The 23828-nt window shown below is 65.0% G+C and carries 23 protein-coding genes and 1 pseudogene; 7 read left to right on the top strand and 17 right to left on the bottom strand.

From position 1 onward, the window contains the following. Positions 1–19 precede the first annotated feature (19 nt). The 10 genes from murD to SJY41_RS01400 form a co-directional block, all read right to left on the bottom strand. On the bottom strand, positions 20–1396 hold the full coding sequence (murD, locus tag SJY41_RS01445) for a UDP-N-acetylmuramoyl-L-alanine--D-glutamate ligase (RefSeq protein WP_380778436.1): 1377 nt from the start codon (positions 1394–1396) through the stop codon (positions 20–22). Next, complete coding sequence (gene mraY, locus SJY41_RS01440) at positions 1393–2463, bottom strand: phospho-N-acetylmuramoyl-pentapeptide-transferase (protein ID WP_380778435.1); 1071 nt, start codon at positions 2461–2463, stop codon at positions 1393–1395. Before mraY ends, murD begins: the two co-directional genes overlap by 4 nt. After that, positions 2464–3843: a UDP-N-acetylmuramoyl-tripeptide--D-alanyl-D-alanine ligase gene (gene murF, locus SJY41_RS01435; RefSeq protein ID WP_380778433.1), complete on the bottom strand. Its 1380-nt coding sequence runs from the start codon at positions 3841–3843 to the stop codon at positions 2464–2466. A gap of 127 nt (positions 3844–3970) precedes the next feature. Beyond that, positions 3971–5386 carry a UDP-N-acetylmuramoyl-L-alanyl-D-glutamate--2,6-diaminopimelate ligase gene (locus tag SJY41_RS01430; RefSeq protein ID WP_380778432.1) on the bottom strand — a complete coding sequence of 472 codons (1416 nt, stop codon included), beginning with the start codon at positions 5384–5386 and terminating at the stop codon, positions 3971–3973. A 10-nt stretch (positions 5387–5396) separates the two neighbouring features. After that, positions 5397–7115, bottom strand: a complete 1719-nt coding sequence (locus SJY41_RS01425) for a peptidoglycan D,D-transpeptidase FtsI family protein (RefSeq protein ID WP_380778430.1) — start codon at positions 7113–7115, stop codon at positions 5397–5399. Next, positions 7112–7816, bottom strand: a complete 705-nt coding sequence (locus SJY41_RS01420; RefSeq protein WP_380778429.1) for a hypothetical protein — start codon at positions 7814–7816, stop codon at positions 7112–7114. The genes SJY41_RS01425 and SJY41_RS01420 overlap by 4 nt, the downstream gene beginning before the upstream one ends. Further along, on the bottom strand, positions 7813–8763 hold the full coding sequence (gene rsmH, locus SJY41_RS01415) for a 16S rRNA (cytosine(1402)-N(4))-methyltransferase RsmH (protein WP_380778427.1): 951 nt from the start codon (positions 8761–8763) through the stop codon (positions 7813–7815). Before rsmH ends, SJY41_RS01420 begins: the two co-directional genes overlap by 4 nt. Beyond that, complete coding sequence (locus tag SJY41_RS01410) at positions 8760–9260, bottom strand: division/cell wall cluster transcriptional repressor MraZ (protein WP_380778425.1); 501 nt, start codon at positions 9258–9260, stop codon at positions 8760–8762. Before SJY41_RS01410 ends, rsmH begins: the two co-directional genes overlap by 4 nt. A 415-nt stretch (positions 9261–9675) precedes the next feature. After that, positions 9676–9945: a hypothetical protein gene (locus SJY41_RS01405; RefSeq protein WP_380778423.1), complete on the bottom strand. Its 270-nt coding sequence runs from the start codon at positions 9943–9945 to the stop codon at positions 9676–9678. Between the two features lie 59 nt (positions 9946–10004). Beyond that, on the bottom strand, positions 10005–10973 hold the full coding sequence (locus SJY41_RS01400; RefSeq protein WP_380778421.1) for a cysteine synthase A: 969 nt from the start codon (positions 10971–10973) through the stop codon (positions 10005–10007). A 180-nt stretch (positions 10974–11153) separates the two neighbouring features. On the opposite strand from SJY41_RS01400, the gene SJY41_RS01395 reads away from it, so the two are divergent. From SJY41_RS01395 to aat, 4 genes are all read left to right on the top strand, one after another. Continuing rightward, the gene (locus tag SJY41_RS01395) at positions 11154–11324 is read left to right on the top strand and encodes a hypothetical protein (protein ID WP_380778419.1); all 171 of its coding nucleotides are present in this window, start codon (positions 11154–11156) and stop codon (positions 11322–11324) included. Positions 11325–11488: 164 nt separating this feature from the next. Continuing rightward, positions 11489–11857, top strand: a complete 369-nt coding sequence (locus SJY41_RS01390; RefSeq protein WP_380778418.1) for a hypothetical protein — start codon at positions 11489–11491, stop codon at positions 11855–11857. A gap of 108 nt (positions 11858–11965) precedes the next feature. Further along, a complete protein-coding gene (locus tag SJY41_RS01385; RefSeq protein ID WP_380778416.1) occupies positions 11966–12676 on the top strand; it encodes a ParA family protein in 711 nt (236 codons plus the stop codon). Next, positions 12673–13419, top strand: coding sequence for a leucyl/phenylalanyl-tRNA--protein transferase (gene aat / locus SJY41_RS01380; protein WP_380778414.1), 747 nt, complete (start codon positions 12673–12675; stop codon positions 13417–13419). The genes SJY41_RS01385 and aat overlap by 4 nt, the downstream gene beginning before the upstream one ends. 35 nt (positions 13420–13454) lie before the next feature. On the opposite strand, the pseudogene SJY41_RS01375 reads toward aat, so the two are convergent. The 5 genes and pseudogenes from SJY41_RS01375 to SJY41_RS01355 form a co-directional block, all read right to left on the bottom strand. Further along, positions 13455–13688, bottom strand: a pseudogene (locus tag SJY41_RS01375) (DUF2155 domain-containing protein); the annotation flags it as partial. 209 nt (positions 13689–13897) lie between these two features. After that, positions 13898–14290 carry an NADH:ubiquinone oxidoreductase subunit NDUFA12 gene (locus SJY41_RS01370; protein ID WP_380778412.1) on the bottom strand — a complete coding sequence of 131 codons (393 nt, stop codon included), beginning with the start codon at positions 14288–14290 and terminating at the stop codon, positions 13898–13900. Between the two features lie 602 nt (positions 14291–14892). Beyond that, positions 14893–15393, bottom strand: a complete 501-nt coding sequence (locus SJY41_RS01365; RefSeq protein ID WP_380778410.1) for a DUF192 domain-containing protein — start codon at positions 15391–15393, stop codon at positions 14893–14895. Continuing rightward, positions 15390–15950, bottom strand: coding sequence for a cold-shock protein (locus SJY41_RS01360; protein ID WP_380778409.1), 561 nt, complete (start codon positions 15948–15950; stop codon positions 15390–15392). Before SJY41_RS01360 ends, SJY41_RS01365 begins: the two co-directional genes overlap by 4 nt. A gap of 94 nt (positions 15951–16044) precedes the next feature. Then, positions 16045–16683: a regulatory protein RecX gene (locus SJY41_RS01355; RefSeq protein ID WP_380778407.1), complete on the bottom strand. Its 639-nt coding sequence runs from the start codon at positions 16681–16683 to the stop codon at positions 16045–16047. Between the two features lie 109 nt (positions 16684–16792). On the opposite strand from SJY41_RS01355, the gene SJY41_RS01350 reads away from it, so the two are divergent. Both SJY41_RS01350 and SJY41_RS01345 read left to right on the top strand, forming a co-directional pair. Next, positions 16793–18556 (top strand): fatty acyl-AMP ligase, encoded by a 1764-nt coding sequence (locus SJY41_RS01350; protein ID WP_380778405.1) that lies wholly within the window; start codon positions 16793–16795, stop codon positions 18554–18556. A 132-nt stretch (positions 18557–18688) separates the two neighbouring features. Then, entirely contained in the window at positions 18689–21061 is a 2373-nt protein-coding gene (locus SJY41_RS01345) for a putative bifunctional diguanylate cyclase/phosphodiesterase (RefSeq protein WP_380778403.1), read from the top strand. 52 nt (positions 21062–21113) lie between these two features. Here SJY41_RS01345 and SJY41_RS01340 read toward each other — a convergent pair whose 3' ends face one another. Beyond that, positions 21114–22397: a M20/M25/M40 family metallo-hydrolase gene (locus SJY41_RS01340; RefSeq protein ID WP_380778401.1), complete on the bottom strand. Its 1284-nt coding sequence runs from the start codon at positions 22395–22397 to the stop codon at positions 21114–21116. Positions 22398–22582: 185 nt separating this feature from the next. Between SJY41_RS01340 and SJY41_RS01335 the strand changes: the two genes are divergently transcribed. Continuing rightward, a complete protein-coding gene (locus tag SJY41_RS01335) occupies positions 22583–23254 on the top strand; it encodes a PAS domain-containing protein (RefSeq protein WP_380778400.1) in 672 nt (223 codons plus the stop codon). Between the two features lie 8 nt (positions 23255–23262). Here SJY41_RS01335 and SJY41_RS01330 read toward each other — a convergent pair whose 3' ends face one another. After that, positions 23263–23718 (bottom strand): universal stress protein, encoded by a 456-nt coding sequence (locus tag SJY41_RS01330; protein ID WP_380778398.1) that lies wholly within the window; start codon positions 23716–23718, stop codon positions 23263–23265. Positions 23719–23828 lie beyond the last annotated feature (110 nt).

The raw sequence follows: 23828 nt of genomic DNA, 5'->3' as shown, positions 1-23828 counted from the left end.
GCCCCAGCGCGGATATCGGTCATGCCAGCGACTCCACCGCAGCGCGGAACGCGGCCCCGCGTGCTTCGTAATCGCGAAACTGGTCGAAGCTAGCACAGGCTGGGGATAACAAAACAGTGTCGCCGGGCTTGGCGTTTGCCGCGGCAGTGCGGACCGCGGCGTCGAGCGTGCCGACGTTATCGACGAGCATGGAGCCGTTCAGGATTTCGGCGAATTTCGGGCCAGCCTCGCCGATCGTGTAGGCGTGGACGACGTGGCCGAAGGCGGGCTTGCAGGCGTCGAGGTCGTCGCCCTTCGCGCGCCCGCCCACGATCCAGTGGACCCGGTCGAACGCGGCGAGCGCAGGCGCGGTGCTCTCTGGATTGGTCGCCTTGCTGTCGTCGACATAGGCGACGCCGGCGTACGAGGCGATCTGTTCCATGCGGTGGGGAAGGCCCGTGAAGCTGGTGAGGCCGCGGTCGATGTCGACTTCGCTCACGCCCAGCGCCTTGACCACGGCGATCGCAGCGAGCGCGTTCTGGGCGTTGTGCGGGCCTTGAAGCGTCGGCCAGTTGCCCTGATCCATGCATACACCCGGTGCGATTTTGGTGAGGTGCTCGGCTTTTGCCGACAGTCCGCGCGCTATCTCGGCGGACGGCGCGTCGCCGATGCCGATGACCGCGTGATGTTCGGGCGACTGCATCGCGAACAGCCTGGCCTTAGAGGCGGCATAACCCTCAAACCCGTCATAGCGGTCGAGATGATCTGGCGTGATGTTGAGCAGAACTGCGACGTCGCAATCGAGCGTCTGCGTCAGGTCGATCTGGTAGCTCGACAGTTCGAGCACGTAGACGCCGCCTTCGGGAAGCGGTTCCTGTTCGAGGATCGGCAGGCCGATGTTGCCGCCCATCAGCGTGGGGATGCCGGCGGTCTTGAGGATGTGGTGGACGAGTGCGGTGGTGGTGGACTTGCCGTTGGTGCCGGTGATGCCGACGACCTTGTGCGGGGGGAGGTCCGGCCGGGCCTGCGCGAAGAGTTCTATGTCGCCGATGACAGGAACGCCAGCCGTACGCGCGGCGGCAGCAATCGGGTGCGTGTTCAGCGGCACTCCCGGCGATACGACCAGAGCATCGAACCCTGAAAGAACATCCAACGGCGCAACGTCCACGAGCCCTCTCCCCTCCGGGGAGAGGGTTGGGTGAGGGGCCGTTTCAGGCGCAGCATTGCTGGGCTGCCCCTCACCCCGACCCTCTCCCCGGAGGGGAGAGGGAGTGAAGACGGCGCGTTTCGCTTCGTCGGCATCCCAGGCGACTATGCTTGCGCCACCAGCGGCGAGCGCCCGCACGGTCGCAGCCCCCGACCGAGCCAGCCCCAGCACCGCATAGCGTTTCCCGCGCCAGGCCTTCGCGATAATCACCGCAGCTTCAACGTCGACAGGCCGACCAACGCCAGCACCAGCGCGATGATCCAGAAGCGGATCACGACGGTCGCCTCGGCCCAGCCGAGCTGCTCGAAATGATGGTGGATCGGCGCCATCCGGAACACGCGCTTGCCGGTGCGCTTGTAGAAGAACACCTGGATGATCACCGAGAGTGCCTCGATCACGAACAGACCGCCGATGATCCCCAGCACGATCTCATGATGCGCGACGACCGCGATCGTCCCCAGAGCACCCCCGAGCGCGAGGCTCCCGGTATCGCCCATGAACACGGCCGCCGGCGGTGCATTGAACCACAGGAAAGCGAGCCCCGCGCCCACCACGGCACCACAAAAGATTGCCAGTTCACCGGCACCGTGCACGTGCGGGATGCCAAGGTAGGTGGCAAACTTGGCGTTACCGACGAGATAGACGATCACCATGAACGCGACGCTGGCGATGATCACCGGCATCGTCGCCAGCCCGTCGAGGCCATCGGTCAGGTTCACCGCATTGCCGAACGACACGATCGTGAACGCCGCGAACACCGGGAAGAACCAGCCGAGATCGAGGTACATGCGCGAGGTGAACGGCAAATACAGATGCGGGCCGTTCTGCGACATGATGATCGTCGCGGCGACACCGGCGATGATGAATTCGAGCAGCAGCCGCGTGCGCCCGCTGATCCCCGCGGTGCTGGCTTTCCGCACCTTGTCATAGTCGTCGAGGAATCCGATCGTGCCGAAGCCGAGCGTCACGAACAGGCACGCCCAGACATACGGATTGCTCAGGTCCATCCACAGGAAGATGGCAAGGCACATCGAGGTCAGGATCATCAGCCCGCCCATCGTCGGCGTGCCGCGCTTCGACAGATGCGACTGCGGGCCGTCGGCGCGGATCGGCTGGCCCTTGCCCTGCCGCACGCGCAACCAGCCGATGAACTTCGGCCCGATGATCAGGCCGATGATCAAGGCGGTCGCGACGGCGCCACCGGTCCGCACCGTCTGATAGCGGATGAGGTTCAGCAGGCCGGGGAACCCCAGATGCTCGGCGAGCCAGTACAACATTCAGTCAATCCCGCCTTTGAGGCCAGCCACTACGCGGGCGAGGCCCACCCCGTTCGATCCCTTGACGAGCACGACATCGCCGGGCGCCAGGATCGTCCGTAACGACGCGAGTGCGGCCGCGGCGTCGCCCACATGGACGGTTTCGATCTGTCCCTCAAGCGCCTGTGCTAGCGGCGCCATCGTTTCACCGACGAGCAGCGCCATTTCGACGCGCGCGGCGAGAATGGGCTGGGAAAGGGCTGCGTGATAGTCGTCGGAGCCCTCGCCCAGCTCCCGCATTTCGCCGAGCACTACGATGTGCCGGCCCGGCTCGTGGCTCAGGACGCTGAGCGTCGCGCGCATCGAGGCGGGGTTGGCGTTGTAGCTTTCGTCGATCACCAGCGCCTGGCCTTCGCCGACGGTCACCAGCGACCGCGCGCCACGGCCTTGCAGGCCACCGAGTTCGGCAAGTGCGAGTCCGGCCAGCCCGAGATCGCTCCTCGCCGCCTGCACGCATGCCAGCACGCCGAGCGCGTTGGACACCCAGTGCGCGCCGGGCTGCGCGATCGTGAAGCTCAGCTCGTGCTCGACCCCCTGCCCCATCCGCGCAGTGACGAACGTCCCCCCGGTCGGCAGCCGCATCGCCTCGATCGCGCGGACATCGGCGCCCTTTTCGCTGCCGAACGTGACGATATGCGCGGCATGCGGCGCGGCGTGGCCAAGCAGCCGATCGCGGTGGGGGCTGTCATAGGGGACGATCGCGGTTCCGTCCGGTTCGAGCCCGGCGAAGATCTCACCCTTCGCGTCGGCGATCGCGCTCTCGTCCGGAAAGAACGCGGTATGCGCCGGCGCGATCGCGGTGATCGTCGCGATGTGCGGACGGACGAGCTGGGTCAGCTCGGCGAGTTCGCCGGCGTGGTTCATCCCCATCTCGAAAACGCCGAACTTCGCATCGCGCGGCATCCGGGCGAGGCTGAGCGGGACGCCGGTGTGGTTGTTGTAGCTTTTCACCGAGCGGTGCACCTCGCCGGGGGCGGCGCGGTCGAGGCAGGCGAACAGTGCTTCCTTGGCGCTGGTCTTGCCGACGGATCCGGTGACGCCGATGATCTTGGCGGTGGTGCGCGCGCGGCTGGCGCGGCCGAGTGCCTGGAGCGCGACGAAGCTGTCGGGGACGAGGACGTGCGGGTGGTCGCAGGGTTCGGACACTATCGCCCCAGCCGCGCCTTGTGCGAAGGCTTGATCGAGGAAGAGGTGGCCATCGCTGGCCTCGCCCTTCATCGCCACGAACAAGTCGCCGGGGCCGACCTCGCGCGAGTCGAACGCGACGCCGGTTACGGAGAAGTCACCTGATGCAACGCCGCCGGTGGCGGCCGCGATCTCGGCGGAAGTCCACAGGCTCACTGCTCCCCTCCCGCTTGCGGGAGGGGTCGGGGGAGGGGCTGATCAAACAGGCCGGACGCCAGTACGTACGTCGCGCCCTCCCCTAGCCCCTCCCGCAAGCGGGAGGGGAATGAAGATGTTGCCGCTCTCACGCTGCGCACTCGCGCGCGACGGTCACGTCGTCGAACGGCAGGACCATGTCGCCGACGATCTGGCCCTGCTCGTGTCCCTTGCCAGCGATCAGCACGATATCCTCCGGCCCAGCCTCGCGCACCGCAGCGCCGATCGCCGCGCGTCGGTCGCCAATTTCCTCTGCCCCGCGCGCGCCCTTCAGGACATCGCAGCGGATCTCGCGGGCGTCTTCGGTCCGGGGGTTGTCGTCGGTCACGATAACGCGGTCGGCGTGTTGTGCCGCAACCTGCCCCATCGTCTCGCGCTTGCCGGTGTCGCGATCGCCGCCCGCGCCGAACACCACGATGAGTTTGCCACCAGCGTGCGGTTTCAGCGCAGCGATTGCGGCTTCGAGCGCGTCGGGTGTGTGGGCATAGTCGACGTACACCGGCGCACCCGACTTCGCGATCACCGCGCGTTCGAGGCGGCCGCGGACTGGCTGTAGCCGCGCGAGGTTGGCGATCGTCGAGGCCACATCGCCGCCGGTGGCGATCACCAGCCCGGCCGACACGAGCGCGTTTGCGGCCTGGTATGCGCCGATCAGTGGAAGGGTCACCTTGTACGTCTGCCCGTCAGCCTCGATCGTCAGCCCCTGCCCCAGCAAAGTCGGATCCCGCCCGACCAGCCGCAAAGTCTCGCCCTGCGTCCCGACCGTGACCAACCGATTGCCACGCTCGCGCGCCAGATCGATCACGCGTGCCGATTGCGGATCGTCGGCCCAGACCACCGCTGCGCCGTCCGTCGACAGCACTTCGGAGAATAGCCGGATCTTGGCGGTGAAATACGCCGCCATGTCGCCGTGATAGTCGAGATGGTCGCGACTGAGGTTCGTAAACGCCGCAGCGGCCACCTTCAGCCCCTCGGTCCGATACTGCGTCAGGCCGTGGCTCGATGCCTCGAACGCGAGGTGCGTCACGCCTTCGCGCGCGAGCCCCGCCACGTTCGACAGGAACGTCACCACGTCCGGCGTCGTCAGCCCGGTCGTGACGCGCTCATCGGCGGTAGTAACACCAAGAGTCCCGATAGACGCCGCATGAAAGCCCGCCATCCGCCAAAGCTGCCGGGTCATCTCGACGCACGACGTTTTCCCGTTCGTCCCGGTGATCGCCACCGATGTCTCGGGAAAAGGCGCGAAGAACTTTGCCGCGAGCTGCGCGAACCGTTCGCGGGGGTTGTCGTCGACGATGTAGGTGGCGCCCTCGACCGTCAGCCCCGGCCGCGCGACCACCGCGATCGCGCCCGAGCGGATCGCGTCCTCGATAAAATCCTCGCCGTTGACGCGTGCGCCTTCGAACGCGCCGAACACCGTGCCCGGCGCGACCTTGCGGTGATCGATCGCGAACCCCGTCACCTGCGCCTCTTCCGTCCCGTCGGTCAGCGCTGCGAGTTTCATGCAATAGTCCTCATTGCCCGGTCGGCTGTGTACGCGACGGGTCCTGCCACAAAGTCGGCAGGATGTCAGACTCGTCGATGTCGCGGTGCGCGTCGGGCACCACGCCCAGGATCGCACCGACGCGCGAGATCGTCCGGCCGACCACCGGCGCGGTGTTATAGGCCGCGGTCTTCCACCCGCCAGTTTCCTTGGTCCCGAGCGGCGAATCGAGCATCGCCAGCACGACGTAGCGCGGCGCATCCATCGGGAATGCGGCGGCAAACGTCGCCACGTTGCGCGAGTGGTCGTAGCCACCCGACACGGCCGCCTCGGCCGTGCCGGTCTTGCCGCCGACCCGGTAGCCCGGCGCATCGCCCTTGCGACCTGTCCCGCGCTGCACGACCAGGCGGAGCATCTGCCGCATCCGCGCGCTGGTCTGCTCGCTGATCACGCGACGACCGACCGGGGCGTGGCCCGGCGCGACCTTCAGCAACGTCGCCGGACGCCAGATCCCGCCATTGACCAGCGCCGCATACGCACTCGCCAGATGCAGCGGGGTCACCGCGATTCCGTGGCCGTAAGCGGTCGTCATCGTCGTCGTCCGCGCCCAGTATCTCGGCCACAACGGCCGGCCCTTCTCGCGCAGTTCGATATCCGGCTTGGTATCGAAGCCGAGCTTCTTGAACATCACCTGCATCTTCGCGGGCCCGACCTCGTCGGCTACACGTGCGGTGGCGATGTTGGACGAATAGATCAGCGTCTCGGCCATGTTCAGCCAGCGCTTCGGATCGCCGCGCTCGTCGTGGATCGTGAAACGGCCGACCTGGAGCGGATGCGTCGCATCGAAGCGCCGGGCGAACGACGTCACCACGCCGGTATCCATCGCGGTCGCCATCGTGATCGGCTTGAACGTGGAGCCAAGCTCGAACACGCTCTGCGTCGTGATGTTACGGAGTTGTTCGCTGCCCGACATGCCGACGCGGTTGGGGTTGAAGGTCGGCAGCGAGACCATTGCGATCACTTCGCCGGTCGCCACGTCGAGGACGATGCCGCCCGCGCCGCGTGCGGAGAACGTCGTCATCGCGCGACCGAGTTCGCTCTCCATCGCCGCCTGGACGCGGTTGTCGAGCGACAACGCGACAGGCGTGCCGTTGAGCGCAGGATTGGTCAGCCGCTCGTCGAGCACGCGCTCCATCCCGCTCATGCCGTGGCCCGCGGTCGACAGGAAGCCGAGCGCATGCGCCGCCATCGTCGACTGCGGGTACAGTCGCTGCGTATCGCGGTCGAACACGATCGCGGGCTCGCCGATCGCATTGACCTGCTCGACCAGTGCCGGCGACGCGCGCCGCTGGAGATAGATGAAGCTCTTGCCCGACGTCAGCAGCGCATAATAATGCGCCTGATCGCCTGCTTCCGGCATCAGCGCGGCGAGCTTGCTGGCGACCTCGGTCGGGTCGCCGATCAGCTTCTTCGGGTGGACCGCGATCGTCCAGGCATCGATCGTCCGCGCGAGCGGCGCGCCGTTGCGATCGACGATGTCGCCGCGTGCCGCAATTGCCGCCGAGCGCGCCTGCGGGTCGGCGAGCGACGCCTGTACCGCCAGCATCCCGAGCCGTGCGATCACGACCAGCACTGCCGCCCCGAACAGGAACATCAGCATCATCAGGCGCGTGTGCGCGGTCGCGACCAGCGCATGACGCTGGTTGGCGCTACGTTGCTGCGACACGGGCCGGGCGACCAAGGCGGTCACCGCCGCTTACGGCTCTCGGAGCGCGCGCCGCTCATGATGTCGCCCAGGGTCGAATCGGACAACAGCTTCCGGTCGAGCATCGCGACCGCCTGCGGACGGACCTTCGCGACGGCGGCGAGACGCTCCGTCTTCGCGGCACGGACCAACGCAGCCTCGGCGGAACGCGGCGCCGATACCGACACGCGGATCACGACCGGCTTCAATGCGGTTTTCGACGCAGTCTGGATCGCGACGTTCATCGCGTGGGGGGCGCTGACCTGCGCCATCTGCATCGGAGCAACGGTGACGGGAGCGAGCTTCACCACCGCCGGAGCGGCGGTGACCGGAACGATCGGCACCGTCACGGCCGAGCCTGCACCCGACGGCACCAGCAACGCAGCGGTCTGCACGCCACCAGTGCCGAGGCTGTTGACGTCGAGCGATGCAAGCGCGGCCTCGCTCACGACGAACTGGCCCGCCGTCGGCGCCGACAGTGCCAGCGTATCGCCGTTCCAGCGCTCGAGCTGCGCGAGGTTGCCGCGCGTATCGAACTCGGTTTCGAGCGCGCGGATATCGCGCTGCGCCGAGCGGATTTGACCGTTGACCGCCTCCAGCTTCTTGCGCTCGGCGGCTACCTGGAGCGAGACGAGGTAGAAACCGAGCACGACGGCCACGCAGCCCCCGAACCAGCCCACACCCTTCATCCGATACGCCGCCGTCATGTCGTCACCTCTTCCGTCCAAGGTTGCGCGGAGGTCCGCCGCGCCGTCCGTAATGTCGCCGAGCGCGCGCGCGGGTTGCGTGCGATCTCGGCCTCGCCAGCGCGAACACCGCGGCCGACATGAGAAAAACTGGGTTCCGCCGCGGCTTTCACCTGTGGAAGATGACGCGAACCTGAAGGCGAGCCACCGGAGCGCGTGCGCAGGAAGCGCTTCACCATCCGGTCCTCGAGGCTGTGGAACGTCACGATCGCGAGGCGACCGCCCGGCTTCAGCACGCGCTCGGCCGCCAGCAGTCCGTCGGCAAGCTCGCCGAGCTCGCGGTTCACGTGGATGCGGATCGCCTGGAACGCGCGGGTCGCGGGGTCCTTCTTGTCGTGCGCCTTGTAGCCGAGCGCGCGGCGGACGATGTGCGCCAGCTCGCCGGTCCGCGTCAGCGGTCGTGCCGCGACGATCGCGCGCGCGACACGCCGCGATTTGGGCTCGTCGCCATATTGATAGAGCACGTCGGCGATCTCGTTCTCGTCCGCCTCGTTGACGAAGTCCGCCGCCGACATGCCCGCCTGCGCCATCCGCATGTCGAGCGGGCCATCCGACTGGAACGAGAAGCCGCGCTCGGCCTGGTCGAGCTGCATCGACGACACGCCGATGTCGAGCGTGACGCCGTCGACCGGCGCGAGGCCGCGCGCTTCAAGTTCAGACGCCATTGCCGAGAAGTCCGCGGCGATTAGCGTCAGGCCCTCTTTGGCCTCTTCGATCGAACGACCATTGGCGATCGCATCCGGATCACGGTCGAACGCGACGATCCGCGCGCCCGACTTGAGCAACGCCAGCGTGTAGCCGCCCGCACCGAACGTGCCGTCGATCATCGTCTCGCCGGGCTCAGGGGAAAGCGCAGCGAGAACTTCGTCGAGCAGAACGGGGATGTGCGGAGCGTCGGGGGAACTCACAGCTGCACCCCCTTCTCGGCCATGTAGAAGCGCGCCATTTCCTTGACGACGGGGGGCATGCCGTCGGTGCCGATCAGCGTCGCGGGGTCCCAGATCTCGATGTAGTCGAGCACGCCGTAGAAGAACGCATGCCCCTTGATGCCCGCATAGAAGCGCGGGAACGCGGGCATGATGAAGCGACCAGAGCCGTCGAACGGCACCGCTTCGCCAGACGCTGCGGCACGCTTGATGTTGTAGTCGTACTCGCCGCTCTCGGACGTGTTCTCGGATTCGCGACGATCGAGGCGCTCGGCGAGTATGTCGACGTAACCGGGATCATACGCGACCAGGCAGCGATTCTTCTGATGCGCGCCGATGATGATGGTCCCGCCGTCCTTGCCGTTCGCCTTGGGCGCATTTGCCGAGAGCGTGGTGCGGAGTGCCGAAGGGATGGCTACCCGGCCCTTGTCGTCGACAAGGCCGATACCGTCTCCTTGATAACGACCCCGTGCCAACACGCCAAAACCCTTCGAAATGGCGCACACGCTTCACCGCCTCGAAACGCGACCATCGTCGCGTCGCGACCGCAGCGTCAGCCAACGGTGAACGTGCCCCTGTAGTAACCTGCATCTACCATAGAGGTTCGGGGACGCAACGGGATAATTGGGGATTGTTGGGATTCAACAGGAGTTTCGATCGCCAGTCCGGGGCAAGACGCATGCAGATCGGGTTCGATCGCAGCGGCCGGTGCCTCGGGGCAAGGGAAATCCGGGGACGGTCGACGCGGTCACCTCGACGCGAACCAAGTCTCCGCATTGGCGACCCGCCGTGGATCCAACGGGCTCGCGCGTTCTGGTTGAGAGCCAGCCTATTTAATGAAGCATGAGTCGGCACGTTCGACGAACGGAGACCCACGCGATTACCGCCGGCAGCCTACTGAGTCGGCGCCTGCGCATTCGCACTGGGTGCCACACCCATTTCAGCCAGAGGCTCGCTGGTGCCCGACGCTTCGGTGGCGTTCGAGACGCCCATATTGGCGACGACGTCGGCCTGTGCCGCGCCCGCGGTTGCGACAGGTCGCTCGCGACTGGCCGAGCCGATGATCGCACTGGCGAGACCGATCAACAGCACGACCGCGGCAAGGCCGATCATGCCGACCTTGATCCGCTGCATACTCTGGGAAGGTTCGTGGTTTGGCTTCATCTTGCCCCTCCACGATACCCGACTACCGCGCGCCTGTCGATTCTCGGGCAAGTGCGCGCTCAAACCAGCCCCTTTTGATGGCGCCAATCGGGGTCGTACAACGTCGACAGATACCGGAATCCGGTATCGCACAGGATGGTCACGATCCGCTTGCCGGGTCCGAGGTGGCGACCAAGCGCGACCGCGCCCGCGACATTGATCCCCGATGAGAGACCAAGGCACAGTCCCTCTTCGTCAAGCAACCGACGGACCCAGTCATACCCCTCCTGATCCGAAATGCGGAACTGCGTGTCGATCGGCGCGCCTTCCAGATTGGCCGTGATTCGCCCCTGTCCGATCCCTTCGGCAACCGAAGACCCTTCCGACTTCAGTTCGCCGTGCGCGTAGTAATTGTAGAGTGCCGCGCCGTGCGGGTCGCTCAGCGCGATGCAGACGCTTTCGTCCTTGGCCTTCAGGCCCAGTCCGACGCCCGCAATCGTACCGCCGGTACCGGCCGCGCAGGTGAAACCGTCGATGCGACCGTCCATCTGATTCCAGATCTCTTCCGCAGTGCCGACGATGTGCGCGCGCCGGTTGGCGATGTTGTCGAACTGGTTCGCCCAGATCGCGCCCGGGGTCTCCTCGGCGATCCGTCGCGACGTATGGACGAAATGGCACGGCGACGAGAACGCAGCAGCAGGCACGAGCACCAGCTCAGCACCCAGCGCGCGCAACGTGTCCATCTTCTCGCGGCTCTGCGTCTCGGGCATGACAATGATCGTCTTGTAGCCCTTGGCGTTGGCGACCAGCGCAAGGCCGATCCCGGTATTGCCCGCGGTACCCTCGACGATCGTCCCGCCAGGTTGCAGCAGCCCGCGCGCCTCGGCGTCCTCGACGATGAACAGCGCCGCACGATCCTTCACCGAGGCGCCAGGGTTGGCGTATTCGCACTTGCCGAAGATGTCGCAGCCAGCCGCTTCGCTTGGCCCTTTCAGTCGGACGAGCGGCGTATTGCCGATGAGGGCAAGCGTATCAGGTGTCGTATGCATCCACGCTATGTGGCGTGACGTATCGTCGGGAGCAAGCGAGCGAAAGTTTGCTTCGTTAAATCCCGACCGAAGCCGGCACTCAAAGCCCGTGCAACATGACATCAATGTCATAAACGCGTCATCGTGTTCCGTCGCGGAGCCATGGTAGCGTACAACATCAGGTGGCGGGAGCGTGTCTTCGTGAAAGAATATCTGCATGCTCACGCGCTGCTGAAGGAAGCGGCCGACGTGGCGGAGTCCGTCGGCGATACACTTCTGGCCGCCCACATCGCGACACCCCTCGCGATGCTGGAAGATCGGCTGTACCCGCACGTCGACCTCACGAACCGTAACCGCCCAGCGCAACGCTGAATTTTGGCATGGTCGTCGCGCACGAACTGCGATTGGTCGGAAGCGTGCGCCGCTTCGTCACGCCGGAAACTCGATTCATCCTCGTAGGACGATCAGGCTAACCATAAGCCTTGACGCTTTATGCTGCATGCGCGAAGCCACATCCCACTATGAAGATCCTCCCCATGACCGCCGTCGCCGCGCTGCTTGCGCTGGCCGCCTGCAACTCTAAGCCTGCCGCGCCCGAGGTACTGGACAGCAATCCCGATCCGATGGCTAACACGCTTGCCAATGCCGCGCCGGTCGAGATGCCGCCTGCGATCAAGTCCGAGAAGACGCTGCGTTGCAAGGACAACAGCTTGCTCTACGTGACGTTCTTCCAGGGCGACAAGCAGGCCGTGGTCCGCACCAAGGAAGGCGGTCCCGCCACCACGCTGAAGTCGGACGTCGCCGGTTCGCCGAAGACTGCAGAAGGCGGCTGGTCGATGACGGGCAGCGAAACCAGCGTTACGCTGACCGCCCCGGGCAAGTCGGCGCAGACCTGCCACGCCTGAAGTATCGATCCCGATCCATCCTGAAACGGCCGGTAGATATTCTGCCGGCCTTTTTTCTTTGCGCGTTGCACTCTTGCTCCCGTGGCTTTGGACCGGCACGCTAGGCAGATGGCAACCGTAGCGATCTACAGCCTTAAGGGCGGCGTGGGGAAAACGACGCTCGCGGTGAACCTGGCCTGGTGCGCCGCGACACTGTCCGCGCGTCGCACATTGCTCTGGGACCTCGATCCACAGGCCGCATCCACCTGGGTGTTCGGCGGAACCGGCAACGTCGACCAGGCGCAGGCGATGTTCTCGAAGGACGTCGCGGTCCGCAAGCAGGCGCGACCGACCGCCTATCCTCAACTCGACCTGATCGGCGCCGACGCATCGCTCCGCGGGCTCGATCAACTCTTCCACGAACTCGACAAGAAGAAGCGCCTCGCCAAGTTGCTGTCCGAGCTCGCCGGCTACGACCGCGTGATCCTCGATTGCCCGCCAGGCCTGACCGAAACCGCCGACCAGGTGATGCGCGCCGCCGATCTGATCGTGATCCCCGTCATTCCCTCCCCGCTGTCGACCCGCGCGTACGACGCGGTGGTCCAGCATCTCGGCGGTCGCACGTCGGTGCTTCCGGTGCACGTCATGGTCGACAAGCGCCGCGCGCTGCATGCCGAAGCGCTTGCAGCGCATCCCGACTGGCCTGTGATCCCAATGGCAAGCGGCATCGAATCGATGGCCGTGAAGCGCGCGCCGGTCGGCGCGTTCGCTCCGCGATCGGCTGCAGCACAAGCATTCGCCGACCTTTGGCGACGAATCGAACAGCGGCTGGTGGCATGAGCGACATTCTCGATTCCAGGACCGCGCTCGATCCACAACTCGTACTCGGCGCGTATTCGGTCGGAGTCTTCCCGATGGCCGACAGTCGCGACGCGGCCAGCGTCTATTGGGTCGAGCCCCGCCGCCGCGCCGTCCTCCCGCTGGACGGCTTCCAGCTTTCGCGCTCGCTCAAAAAAACGATCAACGCCGATCGTTTCCAGGTCACCGTGGACACGGCCTTCGAACGGGTCGTGCAACTCTGCGCCGAGAGCGTCGAGGGTCGTCCCGAAACCTGGATCAACGACGGCATCGAACGCGTCTTCCAGACCCTGCACGCCATGGGATTTGCGCATTCGGTCGAGTGCTGGGACGGCGGCAAGCTCGTCGGCGGGCTCTATGGCCTGGCACTCGGCCGAGCGTTCTTCGGCGAAAGCATGGTCAGCCGCGCGACCGATGCGTCGAAGGTCGCGCTTGCGCATCTGGTCGCACGGCTACGCGCCGGCGGCTTCACGCTGCTCGATTGTCAGTTCCAGACTTCGCATCTCGCCTCGCTCGGCGCGATCGAGATCGACCGTGCGGACTATGTCGCGTTGCTGAGCGCGGCGCTCGACGGCGCACTCGGTACGACGTCTTCGGCCGGCGCGCGCGCGGCAGGCGATTTCCGCGCGCTCGACCGGTTGGCGGGCAAGGCGTCTGCCGCCGGTGCCGTATCGGGACCGGTCGCCGGGAAGGTCATCGCACAGCTCTTGGTCCAAACGTCGTAGATCGGATGCTGGACGGCGTTGAGGGCGGGGCGTTCCTTGTACAGCCAGCCGGAAAACGTCCGGCGCCAATGCTTGTCGACGCCGCGCACGAGTACCTGGACGAACGCGCCGGTCAGCTGCTCCTGCTCCCAGGGCGCAGTCTGCTCGCATGCACGCAGTCGTAGCACGACGTCGCCGAGCCGCGTTGCCTGCCCGGGCTTGAGCGTAACTTCGCGGGTATCGCCGTTGCGCTTGTTCAGCAGTCCGATCACGGCGACGCGCTGAGCCATCGGCGTACCGCCGTTCGCAATCACGGCGGCCCCGGTATCGATCGTCTCGATCGAAGAATTACTTGACCGATCCGCCATCTGGTCCGCCATCGGCAGATCTTGCTGGACCGCCGCCACCGTTTTCGTCGGGGCGTTCAGGGCACGGTAGCCGAACCAGCCGCCGACCCCCAGCACCACGACCAACAGGGCCGCGGCCAGCCAGCGCATGATCACCCTTCCGGCGTCCAGGCTTCGTAATCGCCGGTAGCAGCCGCGCGCACGCCACCCTTTTCCATCGCACCCGACGGACGGTACGCCAGCGCGGTACCCGTCATGTTCGGGACGGCCGGCTTCTGCCACGTGCGAACCGGCGGCAACGCACGATCGGGCACGTCGTCGACCTGATGATGCAGCCAGCTGAACCATGCCGGCGGCACGCGGCTGGCGTCGGTCGCGCCCTGATAGATTACCCAGCGGCGCGGGTTGCCGGCGGTGTCCTTGCCGCCTTCGTAATAGACGTTGCCGAGCGCGTCCTCGCCCTTCTTCGCCATGCTGCGCAAGCCGAATTTGGTGCCGAGGGTGGCGCCGTTCCACCACGTGAAAGTCGATGCGAGAAAGCCCATAGGCGGCGCTTAACCCGAGTGGCGATGGGCTTCAACCTTGATGATGGGAATGGAGGCCACGCGAGCCGTCAGGATTGATCCTCACCTGCAAGGAAGGGCGGCTGGCGGGGGCGGACGAAGGATATTGCTTCTCGACAGCGCGCGCGCCCTCGGCCGGCCCAGGCGTTCGGGTTATTATCACCCACCCGCACTAGTTTCGACACTCCAGAAGTCCGTCACCCCACCGAAAGCCGGGGTATCCAGTTGGCGAGCGCAGCGGCCCGGAATTGGGAGATCCCAGCTTTCGCTGGGATGACGGATATTGGAGGGGGCATTGCTCTCCCAGTTCAACGCATCGGGCGTCGGACGAAGCCGATCAGCCCAGTCTGGCGCAATCGTCGGAGTCTTCCCGAAGCGAGAGACTTCTCCCGTCTCTCTAAAAGCGTCAAGAAGCTCCGACGTTCGTAACCGGGTTTAGCCCTGGTCGTCATCTCCGCGGAGGCAGGGCCCATAAACCTGATCGCCGGGAATCGATCGCATGCCTGGCCTTTATCGATTTCCGCCTTCGCCGAGGACGACGACGCCTGGCCGGACGCGCATGACCACCTGATCGTGAGCGCCGCTTACCTCGTCCCCTTGTCCCAGGTCACCAGATCGCCCTCGGCGATGCCCAGTTCCGCCGATCGGCCGCCCCTCAATTCCAGCACCGCCCCTACCGGTTCTCCCGAGGGGATCGGCACTTCCGAAAACGGCACCGTATTTTCGGCAATCCGCGCGATCGTCCCGTCCGCACGGATGTAGATGATATCCAGCGAACTTGGCGTATTCTTCATCCAGAAGTTCGCGTCGGCCGGACCGCCGCCGGTCGCCGGATGTGGCCAGAACAGCATCCCGCCGTCCGGCTTCAGGTCGGTGCGGTACATCAGTCCCCGCGCCTGCTCGTCCGCAGTCTTCGCACTCTCTACGGAAAAGGCGTGCGTCCCGTTCGCGCTCTTGATCATCAGCGGCAGGGTGGCAACCCCGATCACGTCCGACTTAACGTCGCGCTGCATGTACGCGACACCGCCGGCGCCGGCGCCCAGTGCCAGAACCCCGGCCAACACGGCCTTCGCAACGAACGTCATCCAGGATCCTTTTCGACCGCAACGGCCAGCGGCCCCTTGCGCCCATCGACAACGCGCGCGCGCAACGGCTGATCCGGTTCAACCGATTCAATTCCTGCCCGGCGCAGCGTTTCCATGTGCACGAAGATGTCGCTGCCATCGACCGCTCGTACCAGGAAACCATAGCCTTTCAAACGGTTGAACCATTTGACCGAGGCGGCCTCGAACGGTCCGGCGGCGTCGATCATCGCGATCGGATCGACCCGATCGGACGAGGACACGGGACGAACCACCTCCTCCACCGCGTTGCTGAGATCGATCGATACGATCTCCCGGGCCTGAAAACCGCGACCGCGTTGCACCGACAGGGTCTCGACCCGAGCGCCTTCGGGCAGGCTTCGACGACCATGCGGCTGCAGAACTGAAAAATGGACGAGGATATCACCAACACTGTCGTCATCCGCGACGGCGAAACCAAATCCCCGCGTGACGTCAAACCACTTGATGACGCCGCTTATCGCACGCGCCTCGGCGGCGGCGGCACCGTCCAACGTCGTCGATCCGGCCTCGACCGGCATGTCAGCACCCTGCTGCGTGTCGTTACGCATTGTTACACCCCTGGACGCCTTGCTAGCACGCTTCATCGCAGCCGCAATGAATCCGTTGTGCTCGCTAGCCGAAATCTATCATTTCGGGGTTCTCGGACGGCGGTGCAGCAACAATTTTGCGTGCCAGATCAAACCGGTGTCCTGCGCGCAACATCGCGGAAAGCTGCTTCTCCTGCAGCTTCCTATCGACATCGCCGTTTCCGTAAGGGCCGATTCGCTTGCGGCGCGCGAACGCCAGTGCAGCTTCGACCCCGCGATCTGCAATGGCAGGCGCAACCGATTCGGCGTCGCCGTCATCGATTCCCGCCTCCCGGAACGCGCCTGCGACGCGTCGTGCGCCAAGCCCGCGCCGCTGCATCGCAGCAGCACGTTGTTCGGCGAAGGCGCGGTCGTCGACATACCCCAAATCGGCCATGCGCTGCGCCAGTTCGCCGGGGTTGGCGGCCGTGGCGTCATCACGCTCGTCCCACCCTCGCTCCCTGATCTTGCGCGTCAGGTAATCGGTCAATCGCCCCCGTGTCGTTGCGAAGCGTTCGACATAGCGAAGCGCCAGCCGCTCCAGCGCCGCGGGATCGAGTGGTTTCGGCGGCGCACGCTCGGTTCGCGGCCCCTTCGCACCGTACTTGCCGCGGTTTTGGCCGCGCTGATCCCCGCGGCCGGTGACGTGCTGAACTGCGCGATCGGGGTCGTCGTCGTCGGACATGCCATCATTGTGCCACACTGACACCCGAAGTTGAACGGCTAGACTTGAGATTAGGTGTGCTGCGCTCGGATGCACATGCCAGCCAGACGCATAGACGACGGGGACTGCGATGACGACCGAAACGGCCAACACGGACGGCAAGACCGCAGCGACGATCGTCGCGACGCCGACCGAAGACGCCCTGCCGCGTCGTTTCGCCGATTTCCGTACGTTGGGTGAGGCGCTCGATTATGCCGCATCGGGATCGCGCGGGCTCAACTTCCATGACGCTCGCGGCACGCTCGCCCAGCCTTATCCTTATAGCCAGTTGCGCACCGATGCGCGCGCGATGGCCGATCGCCTGATTGCCGCCGGTGTGGGTCCTGCGGACCGGATCGCGTTGGTCGCCGAGACCGGCCCCGAATTCGCCGCACTGTTCTTCGGCGTCGTCTACGCTGGCGCATGGCCGGTGCCATTGCCGTTGCCGACCTCGTTCGGTGGCCGCGATTCCTACATCGAACAGCTCCGCGTCCAGCTTTCGAGTTGCGATCCGAAGATGCTGATCTTCCCGCCTGAACTCGCGCAGATGGCCGGCGAAGCTGCACGCCTGTCCGGTACGCTCGGCATCGACTGGTCCGAGTTCGCCACCAAGGACGCGCCCGTCGCCACGCTGCCCGAGGCGAAGCCCGACGACATCGCCTATCTGCAATATTCGAGCGGCTCGACGCGCTTCCCGCACGGCGTGATCATCACGCACGAGGCGCTGCTGAACAATCTCGCCGCGCACAGCCACGGCATGGAAGTCTGCGACACCGATCGCTGCGTCTCGTGGCTGCCCTGGTATCATGACATGGGGCTGGTAGGCTGCTTCCTGTCGCCGATCGCCAACCAGGTCTCGACCGATTACCTCAAGACCGAGGATTTCGCGCGCCGTCCGCTCGCGTGGCTTGATCTCATCAGCCGAAACGCAGGCACCACGCTCAGCTACTCACCGACCTTCGGCTACGATATCTGCGCACGCCGCATGTCGTCGCAGACCAAGGCCAGCGACCGCTTCGACCTGTCGCGCTGGCGCGTTGCGGGCAATGGCGCCGACATGATCCGCCCCGACGTGATGCAGTCGTTCGTCGATGCGTTCGCCGATGCCGGCTTCAAGGCGACCGCGTTCCTCCCCAGCTACGGCCTCGCCGAGGCGACGCTCGCCGTGTCGCTGATGCCGCCAGGTGAAGGCATTCGCGTCGAACTGGTTGAGGAAACCCAGCTCTCGGGCGGCTCGCGCGGCGGTGACCGTCCGCAGCGCTACCGGGCGATCGTGAATTGCGGCAAGCCGGTCCGCGACATGCGTATCGAGATTCGCGAAGAGGACGGCACGCCGCTTCCCGAGCGCGCGATCGGGAAAGTCTGGTGCAGCGGCAAGTCGGTGATGGTCGGCTATTTTCGCGACGACGCCGCCACCGAGGCGTGCATGGCGGACGGTTGGCTCGATACCGGCGACATGGGTTATATGTCGGATGGCTACATCTACATCGTCGGCCGCGCCAAGGACATGATCATCGTCAACGGCAAGAACCACTGGCCGCAGGATATCGAATGGGCGGTGGAACAGCTTCCCGGCTTCAAGGCCGGCGACATCGCCGCGTTCGCAATCACCACGCCCGGCGGCGAGGAGACGCCCGCGGTGCTGGTCCAGTGCCGCAGCTCGGACGAGGGCGAACGCCTGCGCCTGCGCGACGAGATCCGCGAGCGCGTACGCTCGGTGACCGGCATGAACTGCGTCATCGAACTGATTCCGCCACGCACGCTGCCCCGCACCTCATCGGGCAAACTGAGTCGTGCAAAGGCGCGCAACCTGTACCTCAGCGGCGACATCAAACCCTACGATATCGCCGCCTGACCGTTATTCGTACCGCCGACGGTAAAAAAGTTTCTCCGACAAACGCTGCAATGTCCGGCGCTTAGATTCCTGTAGCTCGGTTATTACGTCCAAGCCCGGGCAGTGCGAACGATCTGCTAACCAAACCGGTCTATGGCCGGTCGCGTGAGCAGCAAGATGCCCTCCCCGTCACCGCGCGTGACCGTCGATCTGCCGACCCTGCTCGGGTTGCGCGGTGGCGAAACGGATCATGTCGAATGGAGCCGTATTCGCGCGGCGCAACTGTTCGCCGGGCGCAGGATGGCCTTGTTCCTGCTGGCGACCAACGTCTTCGCGGCGCTTGCCACGGCGTTCCTGATCGAAGGCACCGTGCCTTCCTGGCAGATCGCGACCTGGTCGGTATCGCTCGTCGCCGTCGCGGTAGCCGTCGCGTTTCGCCGACTGGCGGCGCATCACCGCGGTGACAGCCATGCCAGCGTCGGCGACGTTCGCAACACCGGTTGGGAGGGGTTGGCGCTCGGACTCGCCTGGTCCGTCGTGCCGGTGTTGTTCTGTACGCATGTGCCGTCGGGAACGACCGCCGGCCTGGGCATCACGCTTACGGTGCTGATGACGGCCGCGGCGTTCGCAATGGCGCCGCTCGCGCTCGCGACGTTGATATTCCTGGGATATCTCGGGGCGGCGATGATCATCCAGCTGGCGATGGCGGGCACGGTTGCCGCTGCCGTTGGCATTCTCGGTTTTACGCTCACACTCATGGTGGTTTGTATCAGCCGGGCGCGCGCTTTGGTCCTGATTCGCGCGGGCGAGATCACGCTTAACGAACGCGATGAGACCGTGAGCCTGTTGCTGAGGGAGTTCGAGGAAACCGGCGCCGACTGGCTTTGGGAAACCGACGCCGCACGCCGGATCGTCCGACCGTCGCCACGATTTGCGTTCGCATGCGGCCACGATCTGGCGACCCTCGACGGGATGCCGTTCTTTCAGCTGCTCGCCGGGCCGACATGGGAAACCGGTAACTTCAGGCCGGAACTGCGCATGCTCGCGGAAAGAATGAAGAAGCGCGAAAGTTTCCGGGATCTGCGCCTGCTGGTTCATATCGAAGGCGAAGATCGCTGGTGGGAAATCGCCGCTTCGCCACGGTTCGGCGATGCCGGCGAATTTTGCGGTTTTCGTGGTGTCGGCTCCGACGTAACCGAACAACACGCCTCCGCCGACAAGATCAATCGGATGGCGCGTTTCGATACGCTGACCGGGCTGCCCAATCGCCTTCTGATCAACGAGACCCTCGTGACGACGATGGCCGAAAAGGACCATTGGGGCGGCCGTTATGCATTCATGATGCTCGACCTCGATCGCTTCAAGGCGGTCAACGATACGCTCGGGCATCCGATCGGCGACCGCCTGCTCGGTCGCGTCTCCGAACGCCTCAACCAATTGATGGGCGACGACCACCTTTGCGGCCGGCTCGGCGGTGACGAGTTCGCGGTCATCGTCCGCGACGCGAGCGATCTCGGCGGGGTGGAACTGCTCGCCCAACGCATCATCGAATCGCTGTCGCATCCGTATGAACTCGACGCCCATACGCTGTATATCGGGGTCAGCATTGGCATTGCGATCGGTCCGCGCGACGGCCGCACCGCGGAAATGCTCGTGCGCTCCGCCGATCTGGCGCTCTACCGTGCGAAGGATGCGGGGCGCGGCGTGTTCCGCAGCTACGAGCCCGAACTACACGTGAAGGCAGAAGAGCGCCGCGTCCTGGAAATGGCGCTTCGCACCGCTGTCGAGAACGGCGAAATGCACCTCGAATATCAGCCTGTCGTCAACGCCGACACGGCCGCGCTGTCGGGGTTCGAGGCGCTGCTGCGGTGGAACAGTCCACAGTTCGGCATGGTCTCACCGGTAAAATTCATTCCTCTCGCCGAGGAAACCCGGCTGATCGGTCCGATTGGTGCCTGGGTTCTGCGCACCGCGTGCGAGGAGGCGGCGCGCTGGCCTTCCACCATCCGCGTTGCGGTGAACGTTTCGCCCGACCAGTTACAAAATCCCAATTTCGTCACGACCGTCACATCGGCGCTGGCCAATACGGGTCTGTCGGCGGAGCGCCTCGAACTCGAGGTCACAGAAAGCGTGTTCATGCACGAGGGCCTCGGTGCAACCAAGGTCCTGGACCGCATTCTGGACCTCGGCGTGCGCCTCAGCCTCGACGATTTCGGCACGGGGTATTCGTCGCTCGGGTATCTCAGTCGCACGCGATTCTCGTCGATCAAGATCGATCGCAGCTTTGTTCGCGACGCTGCCAAGGGACGTCGCGAGGCTGTGGCGATCGTCCACGCGGTGATCGCGCTGGCAAAAAGCCTCGACATCACCACGACGGCGGAGGGTGTCGAGACCGAGGTCGAACATCGCATGGTCCAGGAGTTCGGTTGCACCAAGGTTCAAGGCTTCTACTTTGGCCGCCCGTTACCGGCGGGAGAAGCGCGCGCTCTGGCCAACCGCGGGTGGAAAGCTTCTGCCGCGGCGTGACGCCGGTTTAGAATATTCGCCTACGCCGCCCGCCTCCGTGCCGCAGCCAAAACTAGCGTCGGCGCTCGCGGCCGGCGAAACTGGACAAGCTTTCCGCGCCGCTTGCCGACAGCGCAGATACCCCGACGAAATTATCGTCCACGGGCACCTGCGCCAGGAGGGTCTGGGTTCCCGTGACGTCACGGGATTCGGTCCAGTTCTGTTCGTCGTTGCGTCGCCAGCGTACCCGGTAGCCCGCCGCCCCGGGAACCGCAGTCCATTTGACGAGCGTATCGCGCGACAGCGCGCCGGCGATCGAAACGTCTTCGGGTGCGGCCGGCGCACCTGCGATCCGCGCTAAGGTCGCGACGTTGATCGCCGTCACCTTTGCCAGATACGGGAAATCCATGCCTTCGATCGTGTCGCCGTACACGACTCCCTGCTCGGTACGCAGGTCCTGATGCTGGCGATCCCAGTTCTCTGCCGCCACCGAGAATCGTACTGCCGGATAGCCGAGCTTCAGGAACGGTTCGTGATCGCCGCCGCGGCCAAACCTGTCCGGCCGGCGATCGATCATGACGTTAAGTCCGCCGGGAATGGTTCCGGCAATCCCATCGATCGCCTTGGCCAGCGCGCGACTGGGACCATCGTCCTCGCCGCCCTCGGCTCGGCGCCCCTGCTGGGCAACCAGATCCTCCGAAGCGCGGATCCCTTCCGAGAACACGCGCACCTTGTCAGCGACGCGCACCCCGCCCTGCCCGATGGTATTGCCGACGATATCGTTATTGAGCATCGCCGACACCTGCCAACCACGCGCCTTGACCGTGTCCGCAAGCAGTTCGGCTCCCCATAGGCCCTGCTCCTCGCCGGAGAACACCGCGTAGATGATCGTCGCGTCGAACTGCCGTTGCGACAGCAACCTAGCGGCTTCCAGCACCAACGCTACGCCAGATGCGTTGTCGTTCGCGCCGGGGGCATCGGAGGTGGCGTTCATCACGTCGGTAACCCGGCTGTCGATATGCGCACCGACGATGACAACACGGTTCGGATCACGTCCGTTCTGGATACCGAGAACGTCCTCCACCACCACTCCGGTCGGGGCACGCGGCCCTGTGAAGCGTCGCGAAATACGATCGACCGTGATGCACCCGCCGCACGTTGCAGCGATCTGCTGAAAACGGGTGGCTGCCCACGTCCGGGCGGCACCTATACCGTGTTTCGGATCGGTCGTGACGGACGCAGTGTGGCGCGTGCCGAAGCCGACCATCGTCGTCACATCCGCCTTTAACCGCGTCGGTGAGGGACCTGGAAACGGGGCGGCAGCGGCCAGAAGCAGCGGGACAGCAAATATGGGCATAGGTCGATCGTGCCTCGATCCGGCGTTCGGCTCAAGGGGGTACAACGATCATGGTTAATCGCGCCGGCGAAACCCCTTGGCCTGCCAGTTTATCTGGCAGGCAAATCATTTAAGCAAAATAGATGATCTATGTTTGGGAATTTAGTACACAATTGATAAGATACATTCGGGCGGAAGGACGTTAGATGATTATTGGCCATTCTATTTCTGACGCCACGGGCGTAATTCAATCGATCGATGAAACTGTCGCGACGGTGCTGCAACGCACGCGGAAAGAGCTGATAGGGCTCTCGTATCTCGCCATAACGCACCCTGACGATGCTGCTCGGAGTCTTTCCCATATTGCTGCGTTGCGACCGAACGGCAACTCGGCACGCATCACGAAACGCTACATCGGCGGCCAAGGAGCGATCATCACTCTCGAGGTGCAGGTGTCGCGAGTCGGTAATAGCGAGACGGGCTATCTCGTCGGCACGCTCTCCACCGTCCCCATCATGAGCGATCTCATCGATCTGGACGACATGCCGCATCGCATGTGGCAGCGCGCCAAGGACCTCCTCCGCGTCATGCGTGCACGTGACGACGTCTTGGGTACGGACTTGTTCGCAGACCATGCCTGGGCCACGCTGCTGATCGTCTACGTCGCCGAAGCAGAAAGCCGGATTGCAAGTGTCGAGATGGTTGCCGACACGTTGCGCCTGTCGCGTTCCACACTGAACCGCTGGATACGCGTCCTGCAGTGCAAGTCGCTGGTCGAGCCACTCGATCCGGATCGCGATGCGCTTCAACTGACGCAAAGTGGAATCGCCAGCATCGAGCGCCTGCTCGCAAACCAACCGGCGATGGAAATAAGCTAAACGAGCACTCAGCTGAGCCGATCGATGGCCTCGCGGGTCAGCGAACCGGGAATGATCATCACCGGCACCGGTAAGGCGCCTGCATCGGTCCCGGCGAAATGCGCGATCAGTTCGCCCGGCGCGCCACTTGCCGCCGCACCCAGCACCAGCGCTGCAATATCGGAATTGGCTTCGATCATCTCGCGAATGATCTTGGCAGCTTCGCCTTCGCGCACCGTGATCGACGGACGCAGGCCGGACTCAGTCAGCAAAGTACCTGCCGCGCCAGCGACCAGACCTTCGGCATGCAGACGCGCCTCCTCCTCGATCGTTGCCTGGACGCCGCCGAACGCGATAAATTCCTGCGGCGGAATAACCGTCAGGATCTCGACGCCGCCACCGGTCTTCACCGCGCGCCGCGCAGCAAACCGAAGCGCGATCCCGGCTTCCGGACTATCGTCGATCACTACCAGATAGATACGCATGTTCGCCCCCGTTATCGCCCGTAGGTGGCCCGATGCCGAGCGCGACGCAAGACCAGGGTTTCACCGGCGGTTTCAGGTCCGCTCTCGACCGCAAGGGTTGACCCGAGCCG

Origin of the sequence: Sphingomonas sp. R86520 (assembly GCF_042466285.1) — a bacterium.
In the GTDB taxonomy this organism is placed as follows: Bacteria; Pseudomonadota; Alphaproteobacteria; order Sphingomonadales; family Sphingomonadaceae; genus Sphingomonas.
The sequence above is the reverse complement of the archived record's forward strand: the minus strand, read 5'-3'. Positions and strand labels throughout refer to the sequence as shown.

Excerpts from the sequence above, each read along its gene's own strand:
- SJY41_RS01405 (WP_380778423.1), bottom strand. The coding sequence starts at position 9,945 with ATGAAGCCAAACCACGAACCTTCCCAGAGTATGCAGCGGATCAAGGTC.
- SJY41_RS01345 (WP_380778403.1), top strand. The coding sequence starts at position 18,689 with ATGGCCGGTCGCGTGAGCAGCAAGATGCCCTCCCCGTCACCGCGCGTG.
- SJY41_RS01360 (WP_380778409.1), bottom strand. The coding sequence starts at position 15,950 with ATGCCGGTCGAGGCCGGATCGACGACGTTGGACGGTGCCGCCGCCGCC.
- SJY41_RS01365 (WP_380778410.1), bottom strand. The coding sequence starts at position 15,393 with ATGACGTTCGTTGCGAAGGCCGTGTTGGCCGGGGTTCTGGCACTGGGC.
- SJY41_RS01335 (WP_380778400.1), top strand. The coding sequence starts at position 22,583 with ATGATTATTGGCCATTCTATTTCTGACGCCACGGGCGTAATTCAATCG.
- aat (WP_380778414.1), top strand. The coding sequence starts at position 12,673 with ATGAGCGACATTCTCGATTCCAGGACCGCGCTCGATCCACAACTCGTA.
- SJY41_RS01390 (WP_380778418.1), top strand. The coding sequence starts at position 11,489 with ATGACCGCCGTCGCCGCGCTGCTTGCGCTGGCCGCCTGCAACTCTAAG.
- SJY41_RS01420 (WP_380778429.1), bottom strand. The coding sequence starts at position 7,816 with ATGACGGCGGCGTATCGGATGAAGGGTGTGGGCTGGTTCGGGGGCTGC.
- SJY41_RS01340 (WP_380778401.1), bottom strand. The coding sequence starts at position 22,397 with ATGCCCATATTTGCTGTCCCGCTGCTTCTGGCCGCTGCCGCCCCGTTT.
- SJY41_RS01400 (WP_380778421.1), bottom strand. The coding sequence starts at position 10,973 with ATGCATACGACACCTGATACGCTTGCCCTCATCGGCAATACGCCGCTC.
- mraY (WP_380778435.1), bottom strand. The coding sequence starts at position 2,463 with ATGTTGTACTGGCTCGCCGAGCATCTGGGGTTCCCCGGCCTGCTGAAC.
- SJY41_RS01430 (WP_380778432.1), bottom strand. The coding sequence starts at position 5,386 with ATGAAACTCGCAGCGCTGACCGACGGGACGGAAGAGGCGCAGGTGACG.
- SJY41_RS01355 (WP_380778407.1), bottom strand. The coding sequence starts at position 16,683 with ATGTCCGACGACGACGACCCCGATCGCGCAGTTCAGCACGTCACCGGC.
- SJY41_RS01370 (WP_380778412.1), bottom strand. The coding sequence starts at position 14,290 with ATGGGCTTTCTCGCATCGACTTTCACGTGGTGGAACGGCGCCACCCTC.
- SJY41_RS01385 (WP_380778416.1), top strand. The coding sequence starts at position 11,966 with ATGGCAACCGTAGCGATCTACAGCCTTAAGGGCGGCGTGGGGAAAACG.
- SJY41_RS01330 (WP_380778398.1), bottom strand. The coding sequence starts at position 23,718 with ATGCGTATCTATCTGGTAGTGATCGACGATAGTCCGGAAGCCGGGATC.
- SJY41_RS01350 (WP_380778405.1), top strand. The coding sequence starts at position 16,793 with ATGACGACCGAAACGGCCAACACGGACGGCAAGACCGCAGCGACGATC.